23 protein-coding genes are annotated in these 25,185 nt (G+C 63.3%); 9 read left to right on the forward strand and 14 right to left on the reverse strand.

What is annotated here, in order from left to right; translation table 11 throughout:
- Positions 1 to 150: 150 nt before the first annotated feature.
- The 3 genes from PF66_RS18195 to PF66_RS18205 are packed head-to-tail and all read right to left on the reverse strand — an operon-like array spanning position 151 to position 1,926.
- Positions 151 to 828: a GNAT family N-acetyltransferase gene (locus tag PF66_RS18195; protein WP_054063457.1), complete on the reverse strand. Its 678-nt coding sequence runs from the start codon at positions 826 to 828 to the stop codon at positions 151 to 153.
- Positions 829 to 844: 16 nt separating this feature from the next.
- Positions 845 to 1,291: a GNAT family N-acetyltransferase gene (locus PF66_RS18200; RefSeq protein ID WP_054056663.1), complete on the reverse strand. Its 447-nt coding sequence runs from the start codon at positions 1,289 to 1,291 to the stop codon at positions 845 to 847.
- The gene (locus PF66_RS18205) at positions 1,288 to 1,926 is read right to left on the reverse strand and encodes an FMN-binding negative transcriptional regulator (protein WP_054063458.1); all 639 of its coding nucleotides are present in this window, start codon (positions 1,924 to 1,926) and stop codon (positions 1,288 to 1,290) included. The genes PF66_RS18200 and PF66_RS18205 overlap by 4 nt, the downstream gene beginning before the upstream one ends.
- Positions 1,927 to 2,016: 90 nt before the next feature.
- Between PF66_RS18205 and PF66_RS18210 the strand changes: the two genes are divergently transcribed.
- The 3 genes from PF66_RS18210 (at position 2,017) to PF66_RS18215 (ending at position 7,186) form a co-directional block, all read left to right on the forward strand.
- Positions 2,017 to 3,567, forward strand: a complete 1,551-nt coding sequence (locus PF66_RS18210) for a PLP-dependent aminotransferase family protein (protein WP_054063459.1) — start codon at positions 2,017 to 2,019, stop codon at positions 3,565 to 3,567.
- A 194-nt stretch (positions 3,568 to 3,761) separates the two neighbouring features.
- Positions 3,762 to 4,001 carry a hypothetical protein gene (locus PF66_RS33485; RefSeq protein WP_241494397.1) on the forward strand — a complete coding sequence of 80 codons (240 nt, stop codon included), beginning with the start codon at positions 3,762 to 3,764 and terminating at the stop codon, positions 3,999 to 4,001.
- 104 nt (positions 4,002 to 4,105) lie between these two features.
- Positions 4,106 to 7,186, forward strand: coding sequence for a dermonecrotic toxin domain-containing protein (locus tag PF66_RS18215; protein ID WP_241494399.1), 3,081 nt, complete (start codon positions 4,106 to 4,108; stop codon positions 7,184 to 7,186).
- A gap of 42 nt (positions 7,187 to 7,228) precedes the next feature.
- Here the strand turns inward: PF66_RS18215 and PF66_RS18220 are convergent, their stop codons facing one another.
- The 7 genes from PF66_RS18220 to aspA all read right to left on the reverse strand — a co-directional run bounded on the left by PF66_RS18220 (position 7,229) and on the right by aspA (position 16,032).
- Positions 7,229 to 8,329, reverse strand: a complete 1,101-nt coding sequence (locus PF66_RS18220; RefSeq protein WP_054063460.1) for a polyamine ABC transporter substrate-binding protein — start codon at positions 8,327 to 8,329, stop codon at positions 7,229 to 7,231.
- Positions 8,330 to 8,341: 12 nt separating this feature from the next.
- Positions 8,342 to 9,373 (reverse strand): histone deacetylase family protein, encoded by a 1,032-nt coding sequence (locus PF66_RS18225; RefSeq protein ID WP_054063461.1) that lies wholly within the window; start codon positions 9,371 to 9,373, stop codon positions 8,342 to 8,344.
- 159 nt (positions 9,374 to 9,532) lie between these two features.
- Positions 9,533 to 10,525, reverse strand: coding sequence for an AraC family transcriptional regulator (locus PF66_RS18230; protein WP_054057937.1), 993 nt, complete (start codon positions 10,523 to 10,525; stop codon positions 9,533 to 9,535).
- A gap of 309 nt (positions 10,526 to 10,834) precedes the next feature.
- A complete protein-coding gene (locus tag PF66_RS18235) occupies positions 10,835 to 11,236 on the reverse strand; it encodes a DUF6124 family protein (protein WP_054063462.1) in 402 nt (133 codons plus the stop codon).
- Between the two features lie 577 nt (positions 11,237 to 11,813).
- The gene (locus PF66_RS18240) at positions 11,814 to 12,260 is read right to left on the reverse strand and encodes an SgcJ/EcaC family oxidoreductase (RefSeq protein ID WP_054063463.1); all 447 of its coding nucleotides are present in this window, start codon (positions 12,258 to 12,260) and stop codon (positions 11,814 to 11,816) included.
- Positions 12,261 to 12,742: 482 nt separating this feature from the next.
- Positions 12,743 to 14,176, reverse strand: coding sequence for an alanine/glycine:cation symporter family protein (locus tag PF66_RS18245; protein ID WP_054063464.1), 1,434 nt, complete (start codon positions 14,174 to 14,176; stop codon positions 12,743 to 12,745).
- 431 nt (positions 14,177 to 14,607) lie between these two features.
- A complete protein-coding gene (gene aspA, locus PF66_RS18250) occupies positions 14,608 to 16,032 on the reverse strand; it encodes an aspartate ammonia-lyase (protein WP_054058582.1) in 1,425 nt (474 codons plus the stop codon).
- Positions 16,033 to 16,212: 180 nt separating this feature from the next.
- On the opposite strand from aspA, the gene PF66_RS18255 reads away from it, so the two are divergent.
- From PF66_RS18255 to PF66_RS18275, 5 genes are all read left to right on the forward strand, one after another.
- Positions 16,213 to 17,130: a LysR substrate-binding domain-containing protein gene (locus PF66_RS18255; protein ID WP_054058583.1), complete on the forward strand. Its 918-nt coding sequence runs from the start codon at positions 16,213 to 16,215 to the stop codon at positions 17,128 to 17,130.
- A gap of 381 nt (positions 17,131 to 17,511) precedes the next feature.
- Positions 17,512 to 18,003 (forward strand): 5-(carboxyamino)imidazole ribonucleotide mutase, encoded by a 492-nt coding sequence (purE, locus tag PF66_RS18260; RefSeq protein ID WP_054058584.1) that lies wholly within the window; start codon positions 17,512 to 17,514, stop codon positions 18,001 to 18,003.
- Positions 18,004 to 18,014: 11 nt separating this feature from the next.
- Positions 18,015 to 19,097 (forward strand): 5-(carboxyamino)imidazole ribonucleotide synthase, encoded by a 1,083-nt coding sequence (locus PF66_RS18265; protein WP_054063465.1) that lies wholly within the window; start codon positions 18,015 to 18,017, stop codon positions 19,095 to 19,097.
- Positions 19,098 to 19,203: 106 nt separating this feature from the next.
- On the forward strand, positions 19,204 to 19,449 hold the full coding sequence (locus PF66_RS18270; protein ID WP_054058586.1) for a GlsB/YeaQ/YmgE family stress response membrane protein: 246 nt from the start codon (positions 19,204 to 19,206) through the stop codon (positions 19,447 to 19,449).
- 80 nt (positions 19,450 to 19,529) lie between these two features.
- Complete coding sequence (locus tag PF66_RS18275) at positions 19,530 to 20,066, forward strand: DUF3299 domain-containing protein (RefSeq protein WP_054058587.1); 537 nt, start codon at positions 19,530 to 19,532, stop codon at positions 20,064 to 20,066.
- A gap of 62 nt (positions 20,067 to 20,128) precedes the next feature.
- Here PF66_RS18275 and PF66_RS18280 read toward each other — a convergent pair whose 3' ends face one another.
- Both PF66_RS18280 and PF66_RS18285 read right to left on the reverse strand, forming a co-directional pair.
- Complete coding sequence (locus PF66_RS18280; protein ID WP_054063466.1) at positions 20,129 to 21,031, reverse strand: D-hexose-6-phosphate mutarotase; 903 nt, start codon at positions 21,029 to 21,031, stop codon at positions 20,129 to 20,131.
- Between the two features lie 54 nt (positions 21,032 to 21,085).
- Positions 21,086 to 21,487, reverse strand: coding sequence for an acyl-CoA thioesterase (locus PF66_RS18285; RefSeq protein ID WP_010447769.1), 402 nt, complete (start codon positions 21,485 to 21,487; stop codon positions 21,086 to 21,088).
- A gap of 531 nt (positions 21,488 to 22,018) precedes the next feature.
- On the opposite strand from PF66_RS18285, the gene PF66_RS18290 reads away from it, so the two are divergent.
- Complete coding sequence (locus PF66_RS18290) at positions 22,019 to 23,308, forward strand: MFS transporter (RefSeq protein WP_054058589.1); 1,290 nt, start codon at positions 22,019 to 22,021, stop codon at positions 23,306 to 23,308.
- Here the strand turns inward: PF66_RS18290 and PF66_RS18295 are convergent.
- Positions 23,284 to 23,820, reverse strand: coding sequence for a type II toxin-antitoxin system VapC family toxin (locus PF66_RS18295; protein ID WP_054058590.1), 537 nt, complete (start codon positions 23,818 to 23,820; stop codon positions 23,284 to 23,286). The two genes, PF66_RS18290 and PF66_RS18295, sit on opposite strands and share 25 nt — an antisense overlap.
- Positions 23,817 to 24,875 (reverse strand): helix-turn-helix domain-containing protein, encoded by a 1,059-nt coding sequence (locus PF66_RS18300; RefSeq protein ID WP_054063467.1) that lies wholly within the window; start codon positions 24,873 to 24,875, stop codon positions 23,817 to 23,819. The genes PF66_RS18295 and PF66_RS18300 overlap by 4 nt, the downstream gene beginning before the upstream one ends.
- Positions 24,876 to 25,185: the final 310 nt, after the last annotated feature.

The following is a 25,185-nucleotide window of genomic DNA, read 5'->3' on the forward strand; positions in this document are numbered from 1 at the left end:
TAGGTCGAGGAGGAAATGTATCGAGCTGTCCAAGCGGTAAATGTCGGGGTTTTTACCTGGGCTTCGCGGGAGATGTCAGCAGCTTTCCGTTTATTTCGGCTGTGTCCTGGTGTGCGGTGGCCGGAAAGTCGGCCACCGCGTGTCAGGCCTTCAGGCTTCGCGACATTCGGTCAGGGTCCGCACCTGCCCCGTTGCGCCCAGGTTGTCCTCCGACAGCCAGCGCTCGAAGCCGGCATTCACGGCGGGCCACTCCGAGTCGATGATGCTGAACCAGGCGGTGTCGCGGTTCCTGCCCTTGACCACCATGTGCTGGCGGAACACGCCCTCGAATTGGAAACCCAGGCGCTCGGCGGCGGCGCGGGAGCGGGCGTTGTCGTTGTTGCACTTCCACTCCAGGCGCCGGTAGCCGAGGGCGAAGGCCTCCCTGGCCAGCAGGTAGACCGCCTCGGTGCTCTTGGGCGAGCGCTGCATCGGTGCGCCGAAGGTGACGTGGCCGATCTCGATGCGGCCCTGGGCCGGCACGATCGACATCAGGCTGAGGGCGCCCTGGACTTCGCCGCTGGCCTTGTCGACGACGGCAAAGAAGTAGGGATCGCTGCTCGCCGCGTGGCCGGCAAGCCAGTCGTCGAAGGCGCCTTCACGCTGCGGGAACGGGCCGTAGGGCAGGTAGTCCCACAGTTTCGGATCGGCGCCGGGGCCTTCCAGGGCGCGATACAGCTCGTCGCCATGGCGGGCGGCGTCGAGTTTTTCCAGGACGATGAAGCGTCCTTCGAGGCGTCGGGTGGACGGCGCCGGGGCGCCATTCCAGTTGGCTACGGTTGTCGACATGGTGTTGTTCTCGGGCTCAGAGGCCGTGGCGGAATTGAATGAAGCCCGGGCGTTCGGCAATCCGCTCGTACAGCTGGATGGCCGTGGCATTGGTTTCGTGGGTCAGCCAGTGCACCTTGCTGCAGCCGTCCCGGGCCGCCGTGGCGTACACATGCTCGATCAGCTTGCGACCCAGGCCGGTGCCGCGTACCTCGGGGGCGACGAACAGGTCCTGCAGGTAGCAGGAATTCTGGATGCTCCAGTTCGAGCGGTGGTAGATGAAGTGCACCAGGCCCACGGCCTTGCCGTCCTGCCAGGCCAGGGCGGCGTGGGTGGTCTCGGCCGGGTCGAGGAAGCGCTGCCAGGTCGACTGGTAGATGCTGTCCGGCAATTCGGTTTCGTAGAACTTCAGGTAGGCCTGCCACAGCGGACGCCAGACGGCCTGGTCGGCGGCGGTCACCGGACGGATTTCGATCGAACTCATGCTGACACTCCTTGATGCATCAATTGGGCGAGGGCTTGGTCCTGGCTGTCGGCACTGGCCGCCAGCCCTTGTTGTACGCCGGCGATATCGACGGCACTGCGGTTCTGGCTGAGCTTGCGCTTGCCTTCCAGGCGCTGGATCGGCAGGGCGATGCCGACGATGGCCTTGAGCATGGTGGCGATGTACGGCTCGGGCGCATCGTCGACTGTCCAGGGGGTGGCCCGGCCGGCTTCATGGCGGTCGGTGAGGGCACCAACCAGTTGGCGCAGGCGCCCGGCCTCGTCGAACACCTCGGCCTGGCCGTAGGCGTGCACGGCCGTGTAGTTCCAGGTTGGCACGACCTTGCCGTGTTCGGCCTTGCTGGCATAGAAGGACGGGCTGACATAGGCATCGACCCCCGGAAAGATCACCAGCGCCTCGGCGCCTTCGGCCAGCTCCTGCCACTGCGGATTGGCCCGTGCCAGGTGCCCGAGCAGGGTGCCATGGGCGCCCTGGCCCGGGTCGAGCAGCAGCGGCAGGTGGCTGGCCTGCAGGCCCAGTTTGCCGTGGGTGACCAGGATCGCCAGGCGCGTGGCCTGGATGTGCCGGTGCAGGGTGGGCAGGTCGTGTTCGGCGAAGGCGCTGGGTGTGTACATGGAAATTTTCCTTGGCGAATACCGGCATCCTAGGCAGGCTATTGGTTGGTTGTAAGAGCCATTGTTGATGATTTTCATAGGTCCAATGCCATGCCCAGTCCATCGCTGCCCCTGTCGTTCGACCCTGCCGGGATCCAGCTGGATCCGGCCAAGGGCCTCAGCCGCCAGCTCTACCAGGCCCTGCGCCTGCGGGTGCTGGACGGACGCCTGGCCAGTGGCAGCCGCCTGCCGGCCAGCCGCGACCTGGCCAGCGCCCTGGGGATCTCCCGCAACAGCGTGGTTCGGGCCTATGACCAGCTGTATGCCGAGGGCTTCATCGAGGGGCGGATTGGCGATGGCACCTACGTTGCGCAATTGCCAGACAAGGCGCTGCCGATCAGAAAGTTGTCCACAAAAATATCCACAGAGTTTTCAACAGGCTTATCAACAGAGTTATCCACAAAATCGGTGAAAGATACTGGGATTTCATCCAGTAAAGTTATCCACAATCAGGCACTGGAGCGCATCGAGCGCAACGCGATGTACGAGCCACCGGAGGGTCCGCCACGGGCCTTTCGGGTGGGAGTGCCGGCTTTCGACCTGTTCCCGTTCGGCGTCTGGGCCAAGCTGCAGGCGGCTTTCTGGAGAAAACCGGACCTGGCGCAGCTGTGCTACGGCGAGCCGGCGGGGGAGAGGCAGTTGCGCAGCCTGATCGCAGCGTACCTGCGCAGTTCCCGTGGTTTGTCCTGCTCGCCTGAACAAATTGTGATCACCAGCGGTGCACAACAGGGCATCAGCCTTTGTGCACAGTTGCTGGTGGACCCCGGCGACGGCGTGGCGGTGGAAAACCCCGGCTACCGGGCGGCGCGGCTGGCGTTCGCGGTAGCCGGGGCGACGGTGCATGGCGTGGCGGTGGATGACGAGGGCCTGGACTGTGCCGAACTCGGGCGGTTGCCGGACTGCCGGCTGGCCTATGTCACGCCGGCTCATCAATACCCCACCGGGGTGATCATGAGCCTGGCGCGGCGCCTGGAGCTGCTGGCCTGGGCCGAACGCACCGGCGGCTGGATCGTCGAGGACGACTACGACGGCGAGTACCGCTACAGCGGCGCGCCGCTGGCACCGTTGGCGGCCCTGGACCGGCAGGGGCGGGTGCTCTACGTCGGCACGTTCGGCAAGATCGCCTTTCCGGCGTTGCGCCTGGGCTACCTGGTGTTGCCGCCGACGCTGGTGGACGCCTTTTCCCAGCGTCGTGCATTGGACATGCGCCACTCGGAAGTCAGCACCCAGGCGGTGATGGCCGAGTTCATGGCCGCCGGGCATTTCCAGCGGCATATCCGTCGCATGCGCCGGGCCGCCCTGAGCCGGCGCAACGCCCTGCTGGCCCACTGGCCGAGCGGCATTCGCGGTTGCGGCAGCCTGCCGGAAGCGATCGCCGGCCTGCACCTGATGGTGCCGGTCGAAAGTCTTGCGCGCGAGCAGGAGCTGATCGCGCAGGCGGCGAGTGTCGGAGTGGAGATCAGCCCCCTGAGCAACTTCTGGATCACTCCGCCGCCGCCGCCGACGGATCGTCACGCCGGGCTGGTCCTGGGTTTCGCGGCCGTCCCGGAGGCGGACATCGAAGCGGCCCTGGGCCGCTTGCGCGAGGTCTGGCGGAACTGAGGGGGTGTCCGGCGTTTGAGCCCGGGCAGTCCGGGCGCCGGGCTACTTAGTTACCGCGTTCCAGGAAGGGGGCATGGCTACTGTCGTGGGCAGAATTCTTTTGCCCAGAGGCTTTTGGTCATGCCCAACGCAACAACTCCAACAGTTTCCAGCTTGCCCGTTTGTCATGTGCCTTCCTGTGCAGGGGGCGGAGTATGACGGTCATTACGGTCACCGCTCCGGTCAGTGAAAGCGACCAGGCCCTGCATGTCTTCAGCCTCAACGACTGCCTGGCCGCCCGGCCCGGCCTGGAGAGCGCCACGGCCGACCTGGTGCAGGCGATGCTGGAGGACTTTTTCCCGACCCGGGGAAAAGCGCTACGCAATGCCGCCTTTATCTACGTCACGCCGGGCGCAACCCCGATGCCCCGGCGACCTATCGGGTCGTCCCGCTGAACCATCGGCTGATCGACTGCTGGCTGGGAAAGGTTGCCCCGGTTCATCCCCTGGGCAGCTACCTGACACTCGACTCGGGCGGCAAGTATCTACCGATACTGGGGATGCGGGCCGACAGTGCGGAACAGCTGGTCAGCGAGTGGGCCCCGGCGTTGCTGGCGACCTATAAGCAGAGCCTGGTCGACTTCTGGAGTTCGCCAGCCTTGTACCGGTCGTTGGTCCCGAATGCCGGGCGTTCGCCAGCAGAACAAGGTACTACGCCCTGGCAGCAACTCTCGGACTTCATTGCCGCACAATTGCGCAAGGCCAGTGCCGCGCTCGCGGGTGATGAACTGGATACCGTGGAGGCCGTACTCGATTACCCCGATTTCCGGGCCCGTTGCCTGGCGCTGGGAGAGGGTTGCACGAAAGCCTATATCACCCTTGTCGACACCGGAGTCCGAGATCCCGAGCCGCTATTTCAGCAGGGACTGGTTTTGACGCGGCAGGTGGGTGAACGGCAGATCGTGTTGCTGTACACGCTGCTCGGCGGGATCAAGGCGTTCGACTCCATCGTTGCCCTGGAAACCGCCTTGGGATGGACCTTGAGAGACAGTGAACCGGACCAGGGAGAATACTCGCCAGACAACCATGTCTTCGATGCCCTGGCGGTCACCCTGCTGATGCGGCAATTGGAAAGCATCAGTGCAATCAAGCCGGGCGACTACGGCGACCGTGTCGCTCTCGATCGGCGTTTGCACGAGTTGACCGGCCCACAGGCATTGCTCGGCGCCTTTCACGCCGAGCACGAAGCGAAGCTGCTGCAACTGCATGAGTTGCTTCCCGACTGGTTGCGGCAGGCCTCGACAGCGGAGCGTGCCACTTACGGCCGCTTCGTCAGCAGGCTGTCAGAGGTGCATCGGTTGCGTGAAGGCGAGGCGTTTCTCGAAGGTATCCCCGGCATCATCGAGTTTGCCGAGCGGGAGTTGGCCAAGAGCCTGCTCAAGCTTGAACCCAAGGCCGAGAACGTCTCGGTTTCCGATATCCGCGTGACCCTCACGAAGATCGACAACAGTCCGTTGGCAGCGGTCGATCCGGGTTTCATCCCTTTTCTGGACCAGCACACCGCGTCTTCCACGCGGGACTACACGGACATGGCACTGGAGAACATCGAGGCCTTTCCGCTCTCGGCAATCGCACAGATTCACTATGACAAGCCGACGACAAACGGGGAGCAGGCGGCAGTACCGGGCTGGATGACCTACCCACTGTTGCGTGCAGCCGTGAGCGATGCCGATATCGGTGGCAACTATCCCGCCCTGCTCAGGCAGAAGTTGCAGCGCTACACGACCGAGCGGGCCCGACAGAAGGTGCTCTTCACGCTTTATATGCAGGTCCTGCTGCCGATGCTGGCGCTGGAGCTGCGGTTGACGCAACGGCTGACGGAGCGTGCACGGCTATATGTCACGGCCGTGATGAGCCTGGACACCCGGGTGCTGGTGGTGTCGGGACTGTCCATCGTCGTCCGCCCGCTGGCGTTGCTGGCGCATCCTGGCGCGGCGGCGGACCGCGTGCTCAATCATTTCGTGATCGGCCCGCGCAGGGTCGATCGAGGGCCGCAGGTGTTGCTGCGACCGGGTGCGGAACAACCCTTGCGCGAGTTTGCGTCGCTGGCGCACCTGCTGGCGGCTATCCAGGTCGAGGAGACATTGCAGCAATCGGTGTTGGCTGGGCTGGACGACCACAGTCGCAAGATCTATGACCAGGGTGGCTTTCTTGAGCCGCACCTGACGCGGGTCATTCTCAGTGACTGGGATCTGCCCGAGATTCCCGAGCCGCCCACGCTGGACACCGCGGTATTGTCCGAGCCGATCGCCGAGGCGCTGTTTGTCGACAGCGTAGAAGCCTTGATCCGGCACGCCGAGGCGATCTCGGTATCCAATGCCGAAGCGCGCCGCAAGCGCCTTGCCGACCTTGGCTGGGCGTTGTTCAGACTGCTGATTCCATGGGCACCGGCCGCCCTGGCCAGCGTGGGGCTGATCGTGCAGTTGCTGCCCAGCCTCAAGGCCCTGGCCGATTCGAATACCCGGAGCCCCTGGGCGGCATTCGCCGATGTGCTGTTGAACCTGGCGGCCGTGCTGGTTTATCACCGTCGGCTGTTGTTCGGTCAACCGCAAGTCGCGGGTGCCGGTGGCACGATCGTCAAGCCAACGGCACGAGGGCGCAGGGGCGGGCTGGCCTTCATCTGGACTCGACGGGGACGCGACCTGACGACATTCGAGCGGGAGCGGCTCGACCGATTCAGGCTGGCGGCCAACGCCCCGTCCGATATGCAACGGGTCAAGGTGGGTGAGTGGAAAGGGCTCTACCAGCGGGGTGGGCTTCTCTATGCCCGTCTCGAGGGTGAATGGTTTCATGTTTCGCGTACCCTCGACGGCTTGAGAATTGCCGATGTCAGTCACCCGGCGCAGTTGGGGCCCTGGGTGACCCGCGGTGCTTCGGGAACCTGGCAGCTGGAACGGGGGCCTCTTCTGCTGGGCGGTGCTGGCGAACTGAGCCTACGGGGTCGGAAGAAGCTCAAGTCGCTGGAGTTCCAGGCCCGGAAACTGCTCGAATCGTTGCCGGGCCGGCTGGACAGGGGCGAGAAGACTATGCGCACTGCCCACGGCCCCGTCGATATCGAGGACCGGCTCAAAAGTGATGCCCTGTTGTTCAGCGACCTGTCGCTGCAGCTGCAGGAGCTGACCCAGGGCATGGCGGAGTATCCGGAGGAACTGGTGGGCAAGCTTGACGCCGGGGCGGACCTCCTGCGGGCCCAGGGTGTACGCCTGCGTATCGAAAGAGTGAAGATCGACCCACCCTCGGTCATCGGCGTCTCGTACCTCAAGAGCCAGAATCAGATCACTATTCGACCGTTGGGGCCGCGCAAGGACATTTCCGGCGGCAAGGGCCGGGACTTCCTGCGCGAGTACGAGATTTCGGACAAGCAGCGAACCCCCCTGTGGTACGCGCACTTTCACTATCCGAACCTGGATGCTGCAGAGGCCAGCTACACCGCCGCCCACCTCAAGACGCCGGCGCAGCGTTTCCAGGGGATCAAGTTCCAGAGGGCACAAGAGCAAGCGGGTCAGGGCGTCGACTCGATCCTGCGCGCCAGGATCGACCCGAACTCGGCCAGGACGTTGTTCCTGTCGCCCGCCCCCTGATCGGCCGCCCTGTCGCCAACGGGGCGGCGACAGGGCGGAGCCTCAGGTGCCCGACTTGATCCGCGTCCAGGCCCGGGTCCGGGCCCGTTCGGCCTTCTGGTCCAGCGGCTGCAGGGTGTAGAGGGTCTTCATCGCCGCTTCGCTCGGATACAGGTTGGGGTTGTGGCGGATCGCCGGGTCAACCATTTCGGTGGCGTCCTTGTTCGGGTTCGGGTAGCCGACGAAGTCGCTGATCGGGGCGATCACCTGCGGTTGCAGCAGGTAGTTGATGAAGGTGTAGGCGTCTTCCGGGTCCTTGGCACCCTTGGGGATCGCCAGCATGTCGAACCAGATCGGCGCGCCTTCCTTGGGCAGGCGCATGTCCACCACCACGCCGTTCTTGGCGTCCTTGGCGCGGTTGGCGGCCTGGGAGAAGCTGCCGGAGTAGCCGACGGCGACGCAGATGTCGCCGTTGGCGATATCGGCCATGTATTTGGACGAGTGGAAATAAGTGATGTAGGGGCGAATCTTCAGCATCAACGCCTCGGCCTTTTCGTAGTCCTTGGGGTTCTTGCTGTTGGGGTTCAGGCCCAGGTGCTGCAGGGCCAGCGGCAGGATCTCCGACGGCGAGTCGAGCAGGGCGACGCCGCACTGCTTGAGCTTGCTGATGTTCTCTTCCTTGAAGATCAGGTCCCAGCTGTCCACCGGCGCGTTGTCGCCCAGGGCCGCCTTGACCTTGGCCGGGTTGAAGCCGATCAGGATGGTGCCGTACATGTAGGGCACGGCGAACTGGTTGCCCGGGTCGTTGGCCTCCAGCAGCTTCATCAGCTTGGGATCGAGGTGGTTCCAGTTCGGCAACTTGCTGCGGTCCAGCGGCTGGAATACTCCGGCCTCGATCTGCTTGGCGAGGAACACGTTGGACGGCACCACCACGTCATAGCCGGAATTGCCGGTGAGCAGCTTGGCCTCCAGCGCCTCGTTGGTGTCGAAGATGTCGTAGACCAGCTTGACCTGGCTGTTCTGCGCCTTGAAGTCGTCCAGGGCCTTGGGCGTGATGTAGTCGAACCAGTTGTATACCCGCAGGGTACGGTCTTCGGCGTGCGCCGCGCCGCTGAGCAGGGCGGCGCACAGGGCCGGGGCGATGAGACGCTTGAGTCTGTTCATTCTTCTAGTTCCTCATTGGGCGTTCTGGAAACCTTCGAGTACGTTCACGGCATTGATGCCGATTTCTTCCACCGCATAACCGCCTTCCATCACGAACAGCGTCGGCTTGCCCAGGCGGGCGATGCGTTCGCCCATGCGCAGGTAGTCGGGGCTGTCGAGCTTGAATTGAGAAATCGGATCGTCCTTGAAAGTGTCCACGCCGAGAGAAACCACCAGCACGTCGGCGTCATAACGCTCGATCTCGCCGCAGGCCTGCTCCAGCGCCGTGCTCCAGCGCTCCCAGCCGCTGCCGGCGGCCAGCGGGTAGTTGAAGTTGAAACCCTCGCCGGCGCCTTCGCCCAGTTCGTCGGCATAGCCGAGGAAGAACGGGAATTCGGCTTGCGGGTCACCGTGGATCGAGGTGAAGAGCACGTCGCTGCGCTCGTAGAAAATCGACTGGGTGCCGTTGCCGTGGTGGTAGTCGACGTCGAGGATCGCCACCTTGGCGTGGCCCTGGTCGAGGAACGCCTGGGCGGCGATGGCGGCGTTGTTCAGGTAGCAGTAGCCGCCCATCAGATCGCTGGCGGCGTGGTGCCCCGGTGGCCGGCAGAGGGCGAAGGCGCTGTGGGCGCCGCGCTGGATCTCGGCCTGGGCGGTGAGGGCGACCTGCGCTGCGCTGTAGGCGGCCTGCCAGGTACCGGCGGTGATTGGTGCGCCACCGTCGAAGCTGTAATAGCCGAGCTGGCCATGCAGGCTCTTGGGCAGGACCTGACGCAGGGTGCGCGCCGGCCAGGTGAACGGCAGCAGGTCGCCGTCCTGGCCCAGTTCGGCCCAGCGGTCCCAGGCGCCCTTGAAGAAGTCCAGGTAGGCGGCGTCGTGGATGCGGCGGATCGGTTCGAGGCCGAAGTCCTCGGGCTCACGCACCGGCCCCAGGGCCTGGTGGCGCACACGGGCGAGCACGTGGTCGGCGCGCGAAGGCATCTCGAAGCAGGGCATCAGTTGCCCGTCGATCAGCTCGCAGCGGCCGTGGTGCAGGTGGTGATCATCTGAGTAGACCGTCAGCATTTATTGTTCTCCGTTGGCGTGGACGTGGGCTCATTCTTGATGCCCGGCGCGGATCGGAGAACGGCAGGAGCGGCCAAAAGGGGATCGATATGGCCAAAACCTCTGTCCTGATTTCGCCCCTGAATGAGGCAGCGCCGCACCGTTGGGTGGCACGCTCGGTCAGGGCCGGAACTGGCTCGGGCTGACGCCACTCCAGCGCACGAAGGCATGGCGGAAGCTGGCGGTTTCGCTGAAGCCCAGTTCGTCGGCGATCCGGTGGATCGGCAACTGGTCGTCGGCCAACAGTTGCTTGGCCCGCTCGAAGCGTAGTTCGTCGAGCAGTTCCTGGTAGCTGCAGCCGAGGTCGCGCAGGTGGCGGCGCAGGGTTCGCGCCGAGCAGTTCATCTGTTCGGCCAGGCCTTCCAGGCCGGGCGCGGTGTGCAACTGGGCGGCGAGCAACTGGCGGATGCGTCCGAGCCAGGCCTGGCGCCCGGTGAACTCCAGATTCTGCTTGCGGCAGCGTTCGGCCATGGCCTGGTGGGTGATCGGGTCGGCCAGCGGCAGCGGCTGGTCAAGCCAGGTGCGGTCGAAGGCGAAGGCGTTGCGGGTGGCGCAGAATTGCAGCGGGCAGTCGAAGCTGGTGGTGTAGTCGGCCTGGTAGTCCGGCGCGTCGTGTTCGAAGCGTGCGGCGAGCAGGGGCAGGGGACGGCCGAGCAGGTCGTCGCAGATGACTTTCAGCGAGACCAGGCAGAACTCGACGTTGAAGGTCGCCAGTTGCGGGCTTTCGCGGTAGTCCGCGGCGGTGAACCAGATGCGCTCGCCGTCTTCCTCCAGGCTCAGTTCGAAGAGTGTTCCCAATAGCGCCGGATAACGCAGGGCCAGGCGCAAGGCGTCACCGAAGGTGGCACTGGTGAGCAGGGCGTAACCGAGCATGCCGTAGGACGAGACGTGCATGCGCCGCCCCAGTTCCAGGCCGATTTCCCGACGCAGGGCCACGGCGTTGGCGCACACCTGCATCTCCTGGTTGGTGGTGATGCGGGTGTCGGCGCGGCTCAGGTCTGCGGCGCTGATGCCGCTGCCGGCCAGCAGCGTGTCGTCGGGCAGGCCCTGTTCGCGGAAGGTCTTGAGCACCAGGGAAACGGCGTTGAGGGTGGTCAGGTGGGAGTGGAGCATGCTCGATTCCGGCCTTGGGAGGTGCTTGAGTCGAGCAAGTTGCGTGCCGCCGAAGTCTTTCCTGAGGTCGACACGCTCTTGCAGGATGCAGAGTTTCTCGCGAAGTTTCTAGCAATCAGAGCGTTCCACACCATGTAGTTGTTCCAGTTCCTCCAGTGTTATGGCGTTACTTCGGCCTGACTGAATATCCGAGAGGCGTTGCTGGGCCACAGAGGCATCCTTGAAATTGTCCATGTGTTCAAGAATGGCCCTTCGGAAATGGATAGCTGCATTGATTGACGGGGTCAGGCGTCTCCCAATCATCTTTGCTCACCCTCGTTCTCCTACCGGTTGTGATCCGTCCAGCAACGCATCCACCAGGGCCCGGGCCATTTCCACCGAATGCACCATCGACCAGATCAGCCCGCGTTCGATGCCGCTGCCCTGTTCGGTGATTTCATCGGAGACTTCTTCGGCGCAGCGCAGCAGCAGGGAGACGTGGTTGAGGGTGGTTTCGGCGTCGATACCGGCCTTGACGTCGAACAGCGAGCGATGGCGGCCGTCGCGCAGGTCGCCGGGGCGGGCGGCAGTTTCCTTCAGAGCTTGCAGCAGAGGCGGTTCGTGGGGTTGGTCGTTGAGCACTTGCAGCAGGTCGGCGTTGGCCTGTTGCAGGATCGCCGTGATGCGGCGGTGGGTGGCTTGGCTGGGTGGATCGGGGACTGGCTTGTTCATGGTGTCACTCCTATTGCGGCATGGGAGCTGGCACCTGTCGCGACTAAACGAGTGGGTGGCAGCTGTACGCGGGTTAGTCGACCGGCCAATAGGAAACCGGCGCGCCCGGAGGCGCCCCACGCACAGCCGCCATGAAACTGGGGGCGTGAAAAAACGCCGGCCATGGACCATGGGGGCGCTGTGCGCCTATTGAGCGTGGGCGACTAAACCCGATCACCGCAAAAGGGCGGTGACGCAACGACGATAGTCACGCGGCTGGAAAGGCGCAATACGTTGGAATTTTCTAGGAAATATCCCTCAAGTAAAAGGGATTTGTCTTGAAACGTAATGTTTCATGCATCGCGATTTGTCGGTGGTTGGGAGGGGGCGAGAGGCTGTCGTGGCGAGCGGGCTTGTCGGAACGCCGCACCGCCGCTCTCGGCTGCGAAGCAGTCGTAAAACCTACCGACTCGATCATCCTGACATATCGAGTACACGGGTTTCAGGGCCGCCTCGCGCCCCAGCGCGGGCAAGCCTGCTCGCCACGAGATTGAGGGGGCCGGGATTCCGGCTCAGCAATCTGGGAGCCGGTTGCCCATCACGTCTCCGGCATCGCCGAGGAGTGGTGGGTCGAGATTCTCCAGCCGTTGGCGCTGCTCCAGGCATAGGTGAAGGTGTAGCGGGCGGACACGCTCGGCTTGTCCTTGAAGGCGAAGGTGTAGGTACCGATGTCGATCGCTTCGTTGCAGCCGGTGCGGCTGTCGATCCTGCCGCTCGGCTTGTTGGCCAGGAAGTGCTCGAAGTAGTCGATGCGCTCGGCGTCGGTCAAGCGTGGTTTGTTCGATACGGTGGGCAGCAGCACGGCATCGTAGAGATACTCTTGCGCGACCTTTTTCGCATCACCGGTCTGCAACGCCGCGTTCCATTCATCGAACAGGACTTCGATCTGGGCCGCTGTCACCGGTGTACACATCAGGGGCTTGTCGGCCAAGGCCGGTACGGAAACAAGGCTGCACAGCGCGGCCAGTACGACTTGTTTTTTCATGGTTTTCCCAAGGCTGCTCCGGCAACTGTTCGAATAAGAAAGAGCCAATACTTCCGTGACCGGCACACTTCATCCGTTCGGGGCAGAATGCCCGTCCCGATTGGCTCGTGAGGTAATGGGCCGATGCGACGCATAAGGCTGTCGGCGCCTGTTTGCAGGCGTGACAAGGCGTCGGTGTCTGACCCGAAGTTGTTACTTGAACGTAACAAGTTGCTCTTTTGTGCGATTGGCCTGGCGTGTTTCTTATTGTTTGAAGACAGTGCGTTCACACAACCGGCGAGAACTTTCCTGTCTGTGCACGGCAACTTGAGGCAAGCCTACCCCGGGCGTTATGGCGGGGTGTAGTGCTCGGACGGCCTATAGGAATTGCCCTACAGATATATCGGGAGGATGTTGCTGGGTCTGTAGGAAGGGGCTGTAACCCCAGTGAGTGCTGGCTCACTGGGGCGCATCGGACGGCAGGGCGCCGCCCGCAGGTTGCATCAGCGTTGTGTCACCGGTACGCCTTGGGCGGCGCTTTCAACCTGTGGGTTGGCCGGCCAGGCGGCGCGATCCAGGTCCAGGTCGTTGAACTTGCTGGCGTCGAACACCGGCTGCTTGATGCCGGCACGACGCTGTTCGTCGTAGTCGCGCATCACCCGCAGGCCGACCTTGAACAGCAGCGCCAGGGCGACCAGGTTGACGAACGCCAGGCAGGTCATGGTGATGTCGGCGAAGGCGAACACGGTCGACAGGTCCTGCATCGAACCCCAGACCACCAGCGCCAGCACCAGCCCACGGAAGGCCATCAGCACGGCACGGTTGCGGCTGAGGAACTGCAGGCTGTTCTCGCCCAGGTAGTAGTTGTAGAGAATGCAGGTGAAGACGAACAGCGACAGCGCAACGCTGACGAAGATCCGGCCCCAGTCACCGACCACGGCGGCCAGGGAGTTCTGGGTCAGGACGATGCCGTCCCCTTCGAAGCCCGGGGTGTAGAAGCCCGACAGCAGGATCAGCAGCGCGGTGCAGGTGCAAATCACGAAGGTGTCGAGGAACACGCTGAACGCCTGGACCACGCCCTGGGCGCCCGGGTGCTTCACGGCCGCCACGGCGGCCACGTTCGGGGCACTGCCCAGGCCGGCTTCGTTGGCGAACACGCCACGCTTGACGCCCATGACGATGGCGCTGCCGAGCAGGCCGCCGAAGGCCGGGTCGAGGCCGAAGGCGCTTTTGAAGATGGTTTCCAGCATGGCTGGCACGTGTTCGATCTGGGTGCCGATCACGTACAGGGTCACGCCGATGTAGGCCAGGGTCTTGATCGGTACCAGCAGGTCCGACACGGCGGCGATACGCTTGATGCCACCGATGAAGGTGATGGCCAGCAGCACGGCCAGGACGATGCCGGTGTGCTTCGGATCGAAGGCGAAGGCGTTCTGCAGCGAGTGGGTCACGGTGTAGGACTGCAGGCCGATGAAGGCGAAGCCGTAGGTGACCAGCAGCAGGATCGAGAACACGATGGCCATGCTTTTCAGCTTGAGGCCGTGCTGGATGTAGTAGGCCGGACCGCCACGGTACAGGCCATCGCCATCGGCGCGCTTGTAGACCTGGGCCAGGGTACATTCGAAGAAGCTGCTGGACATGCCGACCAGTGCGGTGACCCACATCCAGAACACGGCGCCCGGACCACCGAGGGTCACGGCGATACCGACACCGGCGATGTTACCGGCGCCGACGCGGCCGGCCAGGCTCAGCATCAGGGCCTGGAACGAGCTCAGTTGGCCGGCCTGGCCGCGCAGGGATTCCTTGAAAACCCCGAACATGTGGCCGAAGTGGCGGAACTGGACGAACCGTGAACGGAGTGTGAAGTAGCTGCCGAGCCCGACGATGAGCACGATCAGTACTTTCCCTGAGAGGAAGTCGTTGATGACTTCAAGCATGGATGGATCCTCGCTTTTTTTGCAAAGGCGGCTCGATCGGCCGGTCGCGTCAACACCCGGTGTTGCGGGCAGTGTGGGCTGGCGACAGGTCTTCCCGAGCTTGCGCGGGTTGTTTTTAGTGTTGTTTCGCGTGTTTCAGTGCCGCTGTGCCGCGGATCGCTTACGCGAAGAGGGGCGGCACTATACCGATCAGGACTGCCAGCGTCTGCACAGCCTGTCATTTTTCATGAATAACCCTGTAAGCGTTGTCCCTGACACCTCGCCAGTCGGATGACGAGTACCGCTGTCCGGTAGACGATCGGCAGGGCGTTTTCACTATGAAAAATCCAGTCAAAAAAAAGGGCTTGAAGGATGGACCTTCAAGCCCTCAAAAGGTGAGAGGTGTCTAGTCCCTCGACCTGGTGAGCGTGTTGCGATCAGGTGGCTGAAGGTCAGGCCTTCAGGGGCACCAGACGTGGAGCGATCATGTTCTCCGGGCGCAGGATGTCGGCGAGCATCGCTTCGTCGAGCAGGCCTTCCTCGCGCACCAGTTCCAGTACGCCGCGGCCGCTTTCGAGGGCGACACGGGCGATACGGGTGGCGTTTTCATAGCCGATGTACGGGTTCAGCGCGGTGACCAGGCCGATGGAGTGTTCCACCAGCTCGCGGCAGCGGGTCTCGTTGGCGGTGATGCCGACGATGCAGTGTTCGCGCAGCATGTCCATGGCGCGTTGCAGCAGGCGGATCGAGTCGAAGATCTTGAAGGCGATCAGCGGTTCCATCACGTTCAGTTGCAGTTGGCCGCCTTCGGCCGCGATGGTCAGGGCCAGGTCGTTGCCGATGATCTGGAACGCCACCTGGTTGACCGCTTCCGGGATCACCGGGTTGACCTTGCCGGGCATGATCGAGCTGCCTGGCTGACGCGCTGGCAGGTTGATTTCGTTGATGCCGGTGCGTGGGCCGCTGGACAGCAGACGCAGGTCGTTACAGATTTTCGACAGCTTGACTGCGGTACGCTTGAGCATGCCGGAGAACAGTACGAAGGCGCCCATGTCGGAGGTGGCTTCGATCAGGTCGGCAGCCGGTACCAGCGGCTGGCCGCTGATGGTCGCCAGGCGCTCTACCGCCAGGTTCTGGTAGCGTGGGTCGGCGTTGATGCCGGTGCCGATCGCGGTACCGCCCAGGTTGACTTCGGTGAGTACTTCCGGTGCCAGGGTCTTCAGGCGTGCCAGGTCTTCGCCGAGGGTGGTGGCGAAGGCGTGGAATTCCTGGCCGAGGGTCATCGGTACGGCGTCCTGCAGCTGGGTGCGGCCCATTTTCAGGACGTGGGCGAATTCTTCACCCTTGGCGCCGAAGGCCTGGATGAGGCTCTCCAGGCTGGCGAGCAGGGCGTCGTGGCCCAACAGCAGACCCAGGCGGATGGCCGTCGGGTAGGCGTCGTTGGTCGACTGCGCCATGTTCACGTCATTGTTCGGGTGCAGGTACTGGTATTCGCCCTTGCTGTGGCCCATGGCCTCCAGCGCGATGTTGGCGATGACTTCGTTGGCATTCATGTTGGTCGAGGTGCCAGCGCCGCCTTGAATCATGTCCACCACGAACTGCTCGTGGAAGTCGCCGCGGATCAGGCGGGCACAGGCCTCGCTGATGGCAGCGTGCTTGGCTTCGCTCAGGTGGCCCAGTTCGCGGTTGGCGTCGGCGGCGGCCTGCTTGACCATGGCCAGGGCCACGACGAATTTCGGGTAGTGCGAGATCGGAACGCCCGAGAGGCGGAAGTTGTTCACCGCTCGCAGGGTCTGGATGCCGTAGTACGCGTCGCCGGGTACTTCAAGTACGCCAAGGAGGTCTTTTTCTGTGCGGAAGGATGCAGCGGAGGACATGATAGAAATCATCTCGATATGAACCCGGTCGATGCCGGAACGTCGCCAATGCTAGGCCTGTGCGGTTTTTTGGGCCAATGCTGTTGCACACTGCCCCATGCATAAACGGCATAATGCAGGTGTGACGCGGCGTGCGTGACGATCGTGTGAACCAAAATGGTGCGCGTGACGGAGAAGTTGATGAATCTCGAAAGCAAATGGTTGGAAGATTTCAGTGCCCTGGCGGCCACCCGCAGCTTTTCCCAGGCTGCCGAGCGCCGCTTCGTCACGCAGCCGGCCTTCAGCCGGCGGATCCGCAGTCTGGAGGCGGCGCTGGGGTTGACCCTGGTGAACCGCTCGCGCACCCCCATCGAGCTGACGGCGGCGGGGCAGTTGTTCCTGGTGACGGCGCGTACGGTGGTCGAGCAGTTGGGCGAGGTGGTGCGCCACCTGCATCACCTGGAAAGCGGTCAGGGCGAGGTGATGCAGGTGGCCGCCGCGCACTCCCTGGCGCTGGGGTTCTTCCCGCGCTGGGTCGCGCAGTTGCGCAACGAGGGCCTGAACATCGCCACGCGGCTGGTGGCGACCAACGTCGGGGACGCGGTGCATGCGTTGCGCGAGGGCGGTTGCGATCTGATGCTGGCCTTCTATGACCCGGATGCGGCGTTGCAGATGGATGCGGAGATCTTCCCGTCGCTGCACCTGGGGCAGACCGAGATGTTGCCGGTGTGCGCGGTGGGGCCGGATGGCAAGCCGCTGTTCGACCTGGAGGGCGAGGGTAGCGTGCCATTGCTGGCCTATAGCGCCGGGGCCTTTCTCGGGCGCTCGGTGAACCTGTTGCTGCGCCAGCGCAACCTGCGGTTTACCACGGTGTACGAGACGGCCATGGCCGACAGCCTCAAGGGCATGGCGCTGGAGGGCCTGGGAATCGCCTGGGTGCCGCAACTGAGCGTGCGGGCCGAGTTGGCGCGGGGAGAACTGGTGGTGTGCGGCGGCCCGCAATGGCATGTGCCGCTGGAGATCCGCCTGTATCGCTGTGCACTGGTGCGCAAGGCCAACGTGCGGCTGCTGTGGCGCAAGCTGGAGAGCGGTACGGCGCAGGCAGTGGTGACGAACTGAAACAAACCGTCTGGGTGCAGGCTGGGCCCCTGTAGGAGCCGGCGGTCCGGCGTCCCGGTTTATCCGCGAAGAACGATGACGCGTAGTCCGGAAAAACCGCGCCGCTCCATTCGCGGAAAAATCCTGCTCCCACAGCGTTCGGCTTCCACAAGGGCGGCGTTCGAGCTGGGTTCGGATTGACCTGAAAGTCAGGTAAACCGGCCTTCAGCGGCTAAAATCGACCCAGCGACAAAGGTGCGTCAAACGCGCTTTTTTCGGTATACTGCGCGGCCTTCGGTCGGTTTGCCCGGCCATTATTCGCATGACAAGCCACGCCGGTCCTCCCGCGTGGCTTGTTGTTTTTTGACGCGCCCGCGGGCGCCCAAGAGAAGAGGCACGACGATGAGCGCACTGGTTGGCGTGATCATGGGCTCCAAGTCCGATTGGTCCACCCTTAGCCACACCGCCGATATGCTGGAAAAGCTCGGTATTCCCTACGAGGTGAAAGTGGTATCGGCCCACCGCACCCCGGACCTGCTGTTCCAGTATGCCGAAGAGGCCGAGGGCCGCGGTATCGAGGTGATCATCGCCGGCGCGGGTGGCGCGGCCCACCTGCCTGGCATGTGTGCGGCCAAGACCCACCTGCCGGTCCTGGGCGTGCCGGTGCAGTCGTCGATGCTCTCGGGTGTGGACTCGCTGCTGTCGATCGTGCAGATGCCGGCCGGCATTCCGGTCGCCACCCTGGCCATCGGCAAGGCTGGCGCGATCAACGCCGCACTGCTGTCGGCGAGCATCCTGGGCGCCAAGCACCCGCAGTTCCACGCCGTGCTGAAAAAATTCCGTACTGAGCAGACAGACAGCGTTCTGGACAATCCAGACCCACGCATCGCCTGAGGTTTTTGACGATGAAGATCGGTGTAATCGGTGGCGGCCAACTGGGCCGCATGTTGGCCCTGGCAGGCACTCCGCTGGGGATGAACTTCGCTTTCCTCGACCCGGCGCCGGATGCCTGCGCGGCCGCCTTGGGCGAACATCTGCGAGCCGATTACGGCGATCAGGACCACCTGCGCCAATTGGCCGAGGAAGTCGACCTGGTGACCTTCGAGTTCGAAAGCGTGCCGGCGGAAACCGTGGCCTTCCTGTCGCAGTTCGTCCCGGTCTACCCGAGCGCCGAAGCCCTGCGCGTCGCCCGTGACCGCTGGTTCGAGAAGAGCATGTTCAAGGACCTGGGGATTCCGACCCCGGCCTTCGCCGACATCCAGTCCCAGGCCGACCTCGACGCGGCAGTGGCCAGCATCGGCCTGCCGGCCGTGCTCAAGACCCGCACCCTGGGCTACGACGGCAAGGGCCAGAAGGTCCTGCGCAGCGCGGCCGACGTGGTCGGCACCTTCGCCGAACTGGGCAGCGTGCCCTGCCTGCTGGAAGGTTTCGTACCGTTCACCGGCGAAGTCTCGCTGATCGCCGTGCGTGCCCGCGATGGCGAAACCCGTTTCTACCCGCTGGTGCACAACACCCACGAGAACGGCATTCTCAAGCTCTCGGTGGCGAGTACCGACCACCCGTTGCAGGCCCTGGCCGAAGACTACTCCAGCCGGGTGCTCAAGCAACTGGACTACGTCGGCGTGATGGCGTTCGAGTTCTTCGAGGTCGACGGAGGCCTGAAGGCCAACGAGATCGCCCCGCGCGTGCACAACTCCGGGCACTGGACCACCGACGGCGCCGAGTGCAGCCAGTTCGAGAACCACCTGCGGGCGATCGCCGGCCTGCCATTGGGCTCGACCGCCAAGGTCGGCGAGAGCGCCATGCTCAACTTCATCGGCAGCGTGCCGCCGGTGGAGCGCGTGGTGGCGATCGCCGATTGCCATCTGCACCACTACGGCAAGGCATTCAAGGCCGGGCGCAAGGTCGGTCACGCCAACCTGCGCTGTGCCGACCGGGCTACGCTGCAGCAGCAGATCCTGCGGGTCGAAGCGCTGATCGCCGAGTAAAAGTTATCCAGGCGGGCGGGAACCATCGGTCCCCGCCGTCCTCTGATGGCAAGATGCTGGGGCCCAACTAGGCTTCAGTTGGGGGCAACCATTCGGAGGAAACGTCATGGGTATCATCGGAACCATCTTCATCGGCTTGATCGTTGGCCTCGTGGCGCGTTTTCTCAAGCCGGGCGATGACAGCATGGGTTGGATCATGACCATTCTGCTGGGTATCGGCGGTTCGATCGCCGCGACCTACGGTGGTCAGGCACTGGGCATCTACCACGCCGGGCAGGGTGCCGGTTTCATTGGCGCGGTGGTCGGCGCCATCGTCCTGCTGGTGATCTACGGGCTGATCAAAAAGAACTGAGCGACCTGCGCAACCCCCTCTGTGCAACCCGCGCAGAGGGGCTAGAATGCGCGACTTGATTCCCTCCTGCCGAGTTCCTCATGCGTCGTCTCTTGTTGACACTTCTCCTGCTGGGCAGCGGCCTGGCCCATGCGGCCGAGCTGCCGGAAACCGACTGGCTGGAACTGATGCCAAAATCGGATCAGAAAGCCCTTGAGCAAATGCCGGAAATCAGCCACAACTCCCCGGAAGCCAACGGTACCTTTACCGCCAAGGGTGGGCTGAAGCAGGCCAAGGGCTTGCCGGCGGTGATGTATTCGACCAAGACCGTAGCCGCCATGAACGGCAAGGACATCCGCATCGGTGGTTATCCGGTGCCGCTGGAAACCGACGCCAAGGGCCGCAGCACGCTGTTCTTCCTGGTTCCCTATCCGGGCGCCTGCATCCACGTGCCGCCGCCACCGCCGAACCAGTTGGTGCTGGTGCGTTATCCCAAGGGCCTGAAGCTGGACGATATCTACACGCCGTTGTGGGTGACCGGCACCCTGAAGGTCGAGAAGGTCAGCAATGACCTGGCCGATGCGGCCTATGCGCTGGATGCGGCGAAGGTGCGGGTGGTGAAGGAGTCGGATTTGTAGGGTGTTGGTCGGTCAGGTCGCTGTTCGCGGCGGCGGACCGCCGCGAGCCAGGCGCCCCGGTCCTAACCCAGGCGGCGGCTGCCGATGGTCACGCCCAGCGCATGACTGGCGCCCGGCGCCAGCGTCACCACGTCATTCATCACGTTCGCCGTCTCGATGCACAGCATCTTCTGCCAGCCATCGTCAGCCAGGTCGGCCAGTTGGCTGGCCCGGTCGATCCACGGGTTCCAGATCACCGTCGAACGCGAGTTCTCGGCCGTCAACTCGATACGCCGCTCCCAGGTCGGGTCGACGATGCTCAATTGCGCCGGGGTATCCAGGTAGATGCGGTCGGTTTCGCCGGTGAAATGCAGCTCACCCTGCTGCCGGACCTGTTTCCAGTCATCCGTCGTGTCGATGTAGGTCAGGCCATCGAGGCCGTCGACGTGCACGTTGCGCACATCGCTGACCGCGAAGTAGGTGTGCAGCGCCTGGCTCAGGGTGACCGGATGATCGTCGAGGTTCTCGCTGGTGAGGCTGATGTGCAGCTTCTCGCCCAGATGCACCGCCAGTTTCAGCCCGACCTTGTGCGGCCAGCCCGCAAAGCCGCCTTCGGGCAGCGGCAGGGTGAATTCGGCCAGTACGCCGTCGTTATCGGCCTGGATGCCCTGCAGGTTCCATTCCCGGGTCCGGACGAAACCGTGGGCGGTCGGCGCCTCGCTGGTCTGGCGCATCGCCTGGACGCTGTCGGGGTTGCGCTGGAACACGCCGAACCAGGGCCAGCATACCGGCACGCCGGCGCGGATACTCTTGTCGTGCTTGAACTGGGCCTGGTCGTTGAGCCAGATCACCGGCGGTTCGCCGGCCAGCTGATAACTGAGGATGTGTGCTCCCTGCTGGGCGACCAGCAGCTCGGCCTGGCCGTGGCTGATCTTCCAGCAGTTGAGTTCATCCAGCTTGACCGTTTCAACGTGTGGCGTGTTCATGGGGTTCTCGCTCGGCAACAGGGACTGCAATGGACCGCAAAAAACGCCGCGGGTTTAGGTGCGCCGTGGCACGGAGCGGGTGCGGCCGCTGCCGTCGATGGCGACGAAGACGAACACCGCTTCGGTGACCTTGCGCCATTCGCTGGACAGCGGGTCGTCGCTCCACACTTCGACCATCATCCGGATCGAGCTGCGGCCGATTTCCAGGGCCTGGGTATAAAAGGACAGCTGGGCCCCGACCGCCACCGGCACGAGGAACGCCATGCGGTCGATGGCCACCGTGGCCACCCGGCCACCGGCGATCTTGCTGGACATGGCGGTGCCGGCCAGGTCCATCTGGTTGACCAGCCAGCCGCCGTAGATATCGCCGAAACCGTTGGTTTCGCGGGGCAAGGCGGTGATTTGCAGGGCGAGATCGCCTTGCGGGATGGGGTCTTCTTGTTCGAGTTCGATCATATCCAGGGCCTCTGACCCATGACGCTACGTGGGTATTGCAGGTGAATGGACGTCTTCAGGAAAAACGATTCAGCCCGAACATGCTACGTTCGTCACGTTTCTCTAAGGCGTACTCAAGGGAAACTCTGCAAAACCGGCTGGAGGGAGCTTCCAGCGACGTTTTTGCACAGCACCCTTGCAGGGTGGCAGCCACCAGTATATCGAGCGACCCGCTTGACTTCGACCGTCAGAAGGCCCTTTCGATCGCTCTATATCGGGACATTACTTACTTTCTGAAACATTTTATTATCTTTTCCCGGCCATCCGCGCTTGTGCATGGGCGGGGTGAACGGGTGGGGCCGCAGGAGATTTTCCTGCCCGCCTGCCGCCTCGAGTGCCATCGGCCTGGCGAGCGTCAGGCTGCCGACGATATGTTTTACCGGTTTATCGTTTTACTACAACCGTGCTTGTGCGATCTTTGCCGGATCGACACCGGTGACGTTGCGGCCGGGCCACCTACAGACCTATCAGTAAATATAAGAGAAGCCTTGCATGAGTACTGTGTCTCCCAGCCTTGCGCCGCCCGCGCGCCCGCTGACCCGTAATGACTACAAGACGCTGTCGCTGTCGGCCCTGGGAGGCGCGCTGGAGTTCTACGACTTCATCATCTTCGTGTTTTTCGCGGCGGTGGTCGGCAAGCTGTTCTTCCCGGCCGAGATGCCGGAATGGCTGCGCCTGATGCAGACCTTCGGGATCTTCGCCGCCGGTTACCTGGCGCGGCCGCTGGGCGGTATCGTCATGGCGCACTTCGGCGACCTGCTGGGCCGCAAGAAGATGTTCACCCTGAGCATCTTCATGATGGCCGTGCCGACCCTGATCATGGGCCTGCTGCCGACCTACGCGCAGATCGGCATCTGGGCGCCGATCCTGCTGCTGCTGATGCGGGTGATCCAGGGTGCCGCCATCGGTGGCGAGGTTCCGGGCGCCTGGGTGTTCGTCGCCGAGCACGTGCCGGAGCGGCAGATCGGCTTCGCCTGCGGCACCCTGACTTCGGGCCTGACCGCCGGCATCCTGCTGGGCTCGCTGGTCGCGACCCTGATCAACAGCCTCTACAGCCCGCTAGAAGTGAGCGATTACGCCTGGCGTATCCCGTTCCTGCTGGGCGGCGTGTTCGGCCTGTTCTCGGTGTACCTGCGCCGCTGGCTGCACGAGACCCCGGTGTTCGCCGAGCTGCAGCAGCGCAAGGCATTGTCCGACGGCATTCCCCTCGGCGCGGTGCTGCGTGACCACCGTGGCGCGATCATCATCTCGATGCTGCTGACCTGGCTGCTCTCGGCTGGCGTGGTGGTGGTGATCCTGATGACCCCGACCGTACTGCAGACCGTCTTTCACTTCACCCCGACGGTGTCGCTGCAGGCCAACAGCCTGGCGATCGTGTGCCTGACCCTGGGCTGCATCGCTTCCGGCGCCCTGGCCGACCGCTTCGGTGCGGGGCGGGTGTTCGTCATCGGCAGCCTGGCGCTGATGGCCACTTTCTGGACCTTCTACAGCACCGTGGCGGCCCATCCCGAGTGGCTGTTCCCGCTGTACGCCCTGAGCGGCCTGTTCGTCGGCACCATCGGTGCGGTGCCTTACGTGATGGTCAAGGCGTTCCCGGCGGTGGTGCGTTTCAGCGGCCTGTCGTTCTCCTACAACCTGGCGTACGCGATCTTCGGCGGCCTGACGCCGATGGTGGTGACCCTGCTGCTCAAGGACAGCCCGATGGGGCCTGCGTATTATGTTGCAATCATTTGCAGCGTCGGCGTGCTGGTGGGCGGCTACCTCTGGTCCAAGTCCCGCTGACCCCGAGGGGTGAGGACGGGTCGACCTCCTCGCCACGCACTGATTCGGCTATGGCACTCGCGCTCGGGCAGTCGTGCCCCGCGAGCTGTCATGGTTTCCAGTGAGTTGGCTGCTTGTGCAGGAGGGATGATGGCATGTTCCACCATCAGATCCAGAAGCCAGAGCGCGCCGTGCACCTTTAATCCGTCACGTAGCGCCTGGCGTCTGAGCCGGCCATCCCCGGTAAGGAGTGGGCGTCCTGTTTCCTGTGCCAGCAAGTAACATGAAACGTCGGCCAGAGAGCTGTTGTTGTGCTCGATCTTGAGCGTGAAAAGCCGCTTTACCCCGTCACCGTCGAAGGACTCCACCTTAAGCCCTTGAGACAGCAGTGCCTCACAGGGAAAATCCCTCAGTTCTTCCAGCACGAAATCGGTGCAGCACAAGGAGAACGGCAGCCTGAACAGTTGCTCCAGCAGTCCGGCATTTCTGAAGTCGATCCAGATATTCGTATCGCTGATGTAGATCAGGTTCATGCACTCTCCAGTGCCCCCAGGAAATCTGGATCCAGGGCCGTTACCGGTTTGCGCAGAAACTCGGCGGCTCGGGACTGGGTGATCAATCCTTCCGCATACCCCCGGAATACCAGGGACTCAAAGCGATGTGGCGCCTTGCAGAGAAGGGGTTCTGGCTCCGACTTGCGCCAGCCATTGGTGCTGAATCGAATGGTGAGGGATTTGTAGCCACTTTCGCTGAGCAGATTCAGATCCTTGAGCCGGCGCAGGACTGCTTGCATCGAGAGTCCATATTGACGCTTGGCGATCAGCAACTCACGGGGGTGCACTTTCGACCTGGGATGATGGCCGAAATCGCCAGTCACGCATTTGGCTGGGTAAAGGAAGGCCCCGGCGAAACGATGACAGCAGTTTTCCCGGTCCCGTTCGGACATTTCTTCGGGCAGCCGCATGGTCCAGTGCCCGAGTTCATGAGCGGCGGTGAACCTGATGCGCTCACCGGGGCGTTCTGCGTTCAGAGCAATCAGCACATGGTGCCCATCGCGAGTGGCGGCACAGGCTCCGTCGAAATCATTCGGTCCCTCAAGCATTACCACCTTGATGCCGTGTTCCTCCAGTTGCTCACTCAGGTGGAAAATCGGGTCGCTACCAATGCCCCATAGCTCGCGCAGTTTTTCTGCGGCCCGTTCGGCGTCGTCCGCGCCGCTCACTTCAATTATCTGGGCGGGAGTAGTGGTGGTGAGAATATCCAGTGGGTCGAAACACATTTCCAGGGAAATGTAGCGCTCAAGGTATTCGCGCATCCGTTCTTCAACCTGGAGCTGGCGATACCTGGGCATCTTCGCCAGCTTGCGAAACTCCAGGGGCGCCAGCACGACCGCTTCTGCGCGGAAGAAATATTCGGGACTCACATCCAGGGCTCTGGCGAGTTGCAGCAGCCGCGCAGAGCCTGGGATCACCGCTCCTTTTTCATACTTACTGAGGGCCTGTTTCGTGATATCGCCCATCTGAAGAGCCAAAGCCTCAAGGGTGATGCCTTTCAGTTGGCGGGCCCGGCGGATTCGGTCGTTGATCATGAAACCCCCTTTCAGTTGACAAAATTGTATTTTATCTGTGTTTTGTCAACTGGGTGAAAAGTTTCAAAATGTAGCGTGCTACCAGGAGCGTGCCTGGGCCGGGCGGCAAATTTGAGAGAGTGTTTCTAAATGATGCGGCCGATGATATGGACATCAGGGTAGGTGAGGCAGACCGTGGCTTTGCGCTTGTGCAGGAGGGTGCCGATCGCTTCGCTCCATGCTGGCCTTTCATCTAATTGTCACATACCAGTCATAGAGTGTTCATGCGGCCTGCCGATACTTGGCCCCGACTTAACATAACCTCTCTGCT

Source organism: Pseudomonas asplenii, assembly GCF_001293465.1.
Classification (GTDB): domain Bacteria; phylum Pseudomonadota; class Gammaproteobacteria; order Pseudomonadales; family Pseudomonadaceae; genus Aquipseudomonas; species Aquipseudomonas fuscovaginae_B.

Coding starts and splice junctions, on each gene's coding strand:
- PF66_RS18195 (WP_054063457.1), bottom strand. CDS start 828: ATGTCGACAACCGTAGCCAACTGGAATGGCGCCCCGGCGCCGTCCACC.
- PF66_RS18200 (WP_054056663.1), bottom strand. CDS start 1,291: ATGAGTTCGATCGAAATCCGTCCGGTGACCGCCGCCGACCAGGCCGTC.
- PF66_RS18205 (WP_054063458.1), bottom strand. CDS start 1,926: ATGTACACACCCAGCGCCTTCGCCGAACACGACCTGCCCACCCTGCAC.
- PF66_RS18210 (WP_054063459.1), top strand. CDS start 2,017: ATGCCCAGTCCATCGCTGCCCCTGTCGTTCGACCCTGCCGGGATCCAG.
- PF66_RS33485 (WP_241494397.1), top strand. CDS start 3,762: ATGACGGTCATTACGGTCACCGCTCCGGTCAGTGAAAGCGACCAGGCC.
- PF66_RS18215 (WP_241494399.1), top strand. CDS start 4,106: ATGCGGGCCGACAGTGCGGAACAGCTGGTCAGCGAGTGGGCCCCGGCG.
- PF66_RS18220 (WP_054063460.1), bottom strand. CDS start 8,329: ATGAACAGACTCAAGCGTCTCATCGCCCCGGCCCTGTGCGCCGCCCTG.
- PF66_RS18225 (WP_054063461.1), bottom strand. CDS start 9,373: ATGCTGACGGTCTACTCAGATGATCACCACCTGCACCACGGCCGCTGC.
- PF66_RS18230 (WP_054057937.1), bottom strand. CDS start 10,525: ATGCTCCACTCCCACCTGACCACCCTCAACGCCGTTTCCCTGGTGCTC.
- PF66_RS18235 (WP_054063462.1), bottom strand. CDS start 11,236: ATGAACAAGCCAGTCCCCGATCCACCCAGCCAAGCCACCCACCGCCGC.
- PF66_RS18240 (WP_054063463.1), bottom strand. CDS start 12,260: ATGAAAAAACAAGTCGTACTGGCCGCGCTGTGCAGCCTTGTTTCCGTA.
- PF66_RS18245 (WP_054063464.1), bottom strand. CDS start 14,176: ATGCTTGAAGTCATCAACGACTTCCTCTCAGGGAAAGTACTGATCGTG.
- aspA (WP_054058582.1), bottom strand. CDS start 16,032: ATGTCCTCCGCTGCATCCTTCCGCACAGAAAAAGACCTCCTTGGCGTA.
- PF66_RS18255 (WP_054058583.1), top strand. CDS start 16,213: ATGAATCTCGAAAGCAAATGGTTGGAAGATTTCAGTGCCCTGGCGGCC.
- purE (WP_054058584.1), top strand. CDS start 17,512: ATGAGCGCACTGGTTGGCGTGATCATGGGCTCCAAGTCCGATTGGTCC.
- PF66_RS18265 (WP_054063465.1), top strand. CDS start 18,015: ATGAAGATCGGTGTAATCGGTGGCGGCCAACTGGGCCGCATGTTGGCC.
- PF66_RS18270 (WP_054058586.1), top strand. CDS start 19,204: ATGGGTATCATCGGAACCATCTTCATCGGCTTGATCGTTGGCCTCGTG.
- PF66_RS18275 (WP_054058587.1), top strand. CDS start 19,530: ATGCGTCGTCTCTTGTTGACACTTCTCCTGCTGGGCAGCGGCCTGGCC.
- PF66_RS18280 (WP_054063466.1), bottom strand. CDS start 21,031: ATGAACACGCCACACGTTGAAACGGTCAAGCTGGATGAACTCAACTGC.
- PF66_RS18285 (WP_010447769.1), bottom strand. CDS start 21,487: ATGATCGAACTCGAACAAGAAGACCCCATCCCGCAAGGCGATCTCGCC.
- PF66_RS18290 (WP_054058589.1), top strand. CDS start 22,019: ATGAGTACTGTGTCTCCCAGCCTTGCGCCGCCCGCGCGCCCGCTGACC.
- PF66_RS18295 (WP_054058590.1), bottom strand. CDS start 23,820: ATGAACCTGATCTACATCAGCGATACGAATATCTGGATCGACTTCAGA.
- PF66_RS18300 (WP_054063467.1), bottom strand. CDS start 24,875: ATGATCAACGACCGAATCCGCCGGGCCCGCCAACTGAAAGGCATCACC.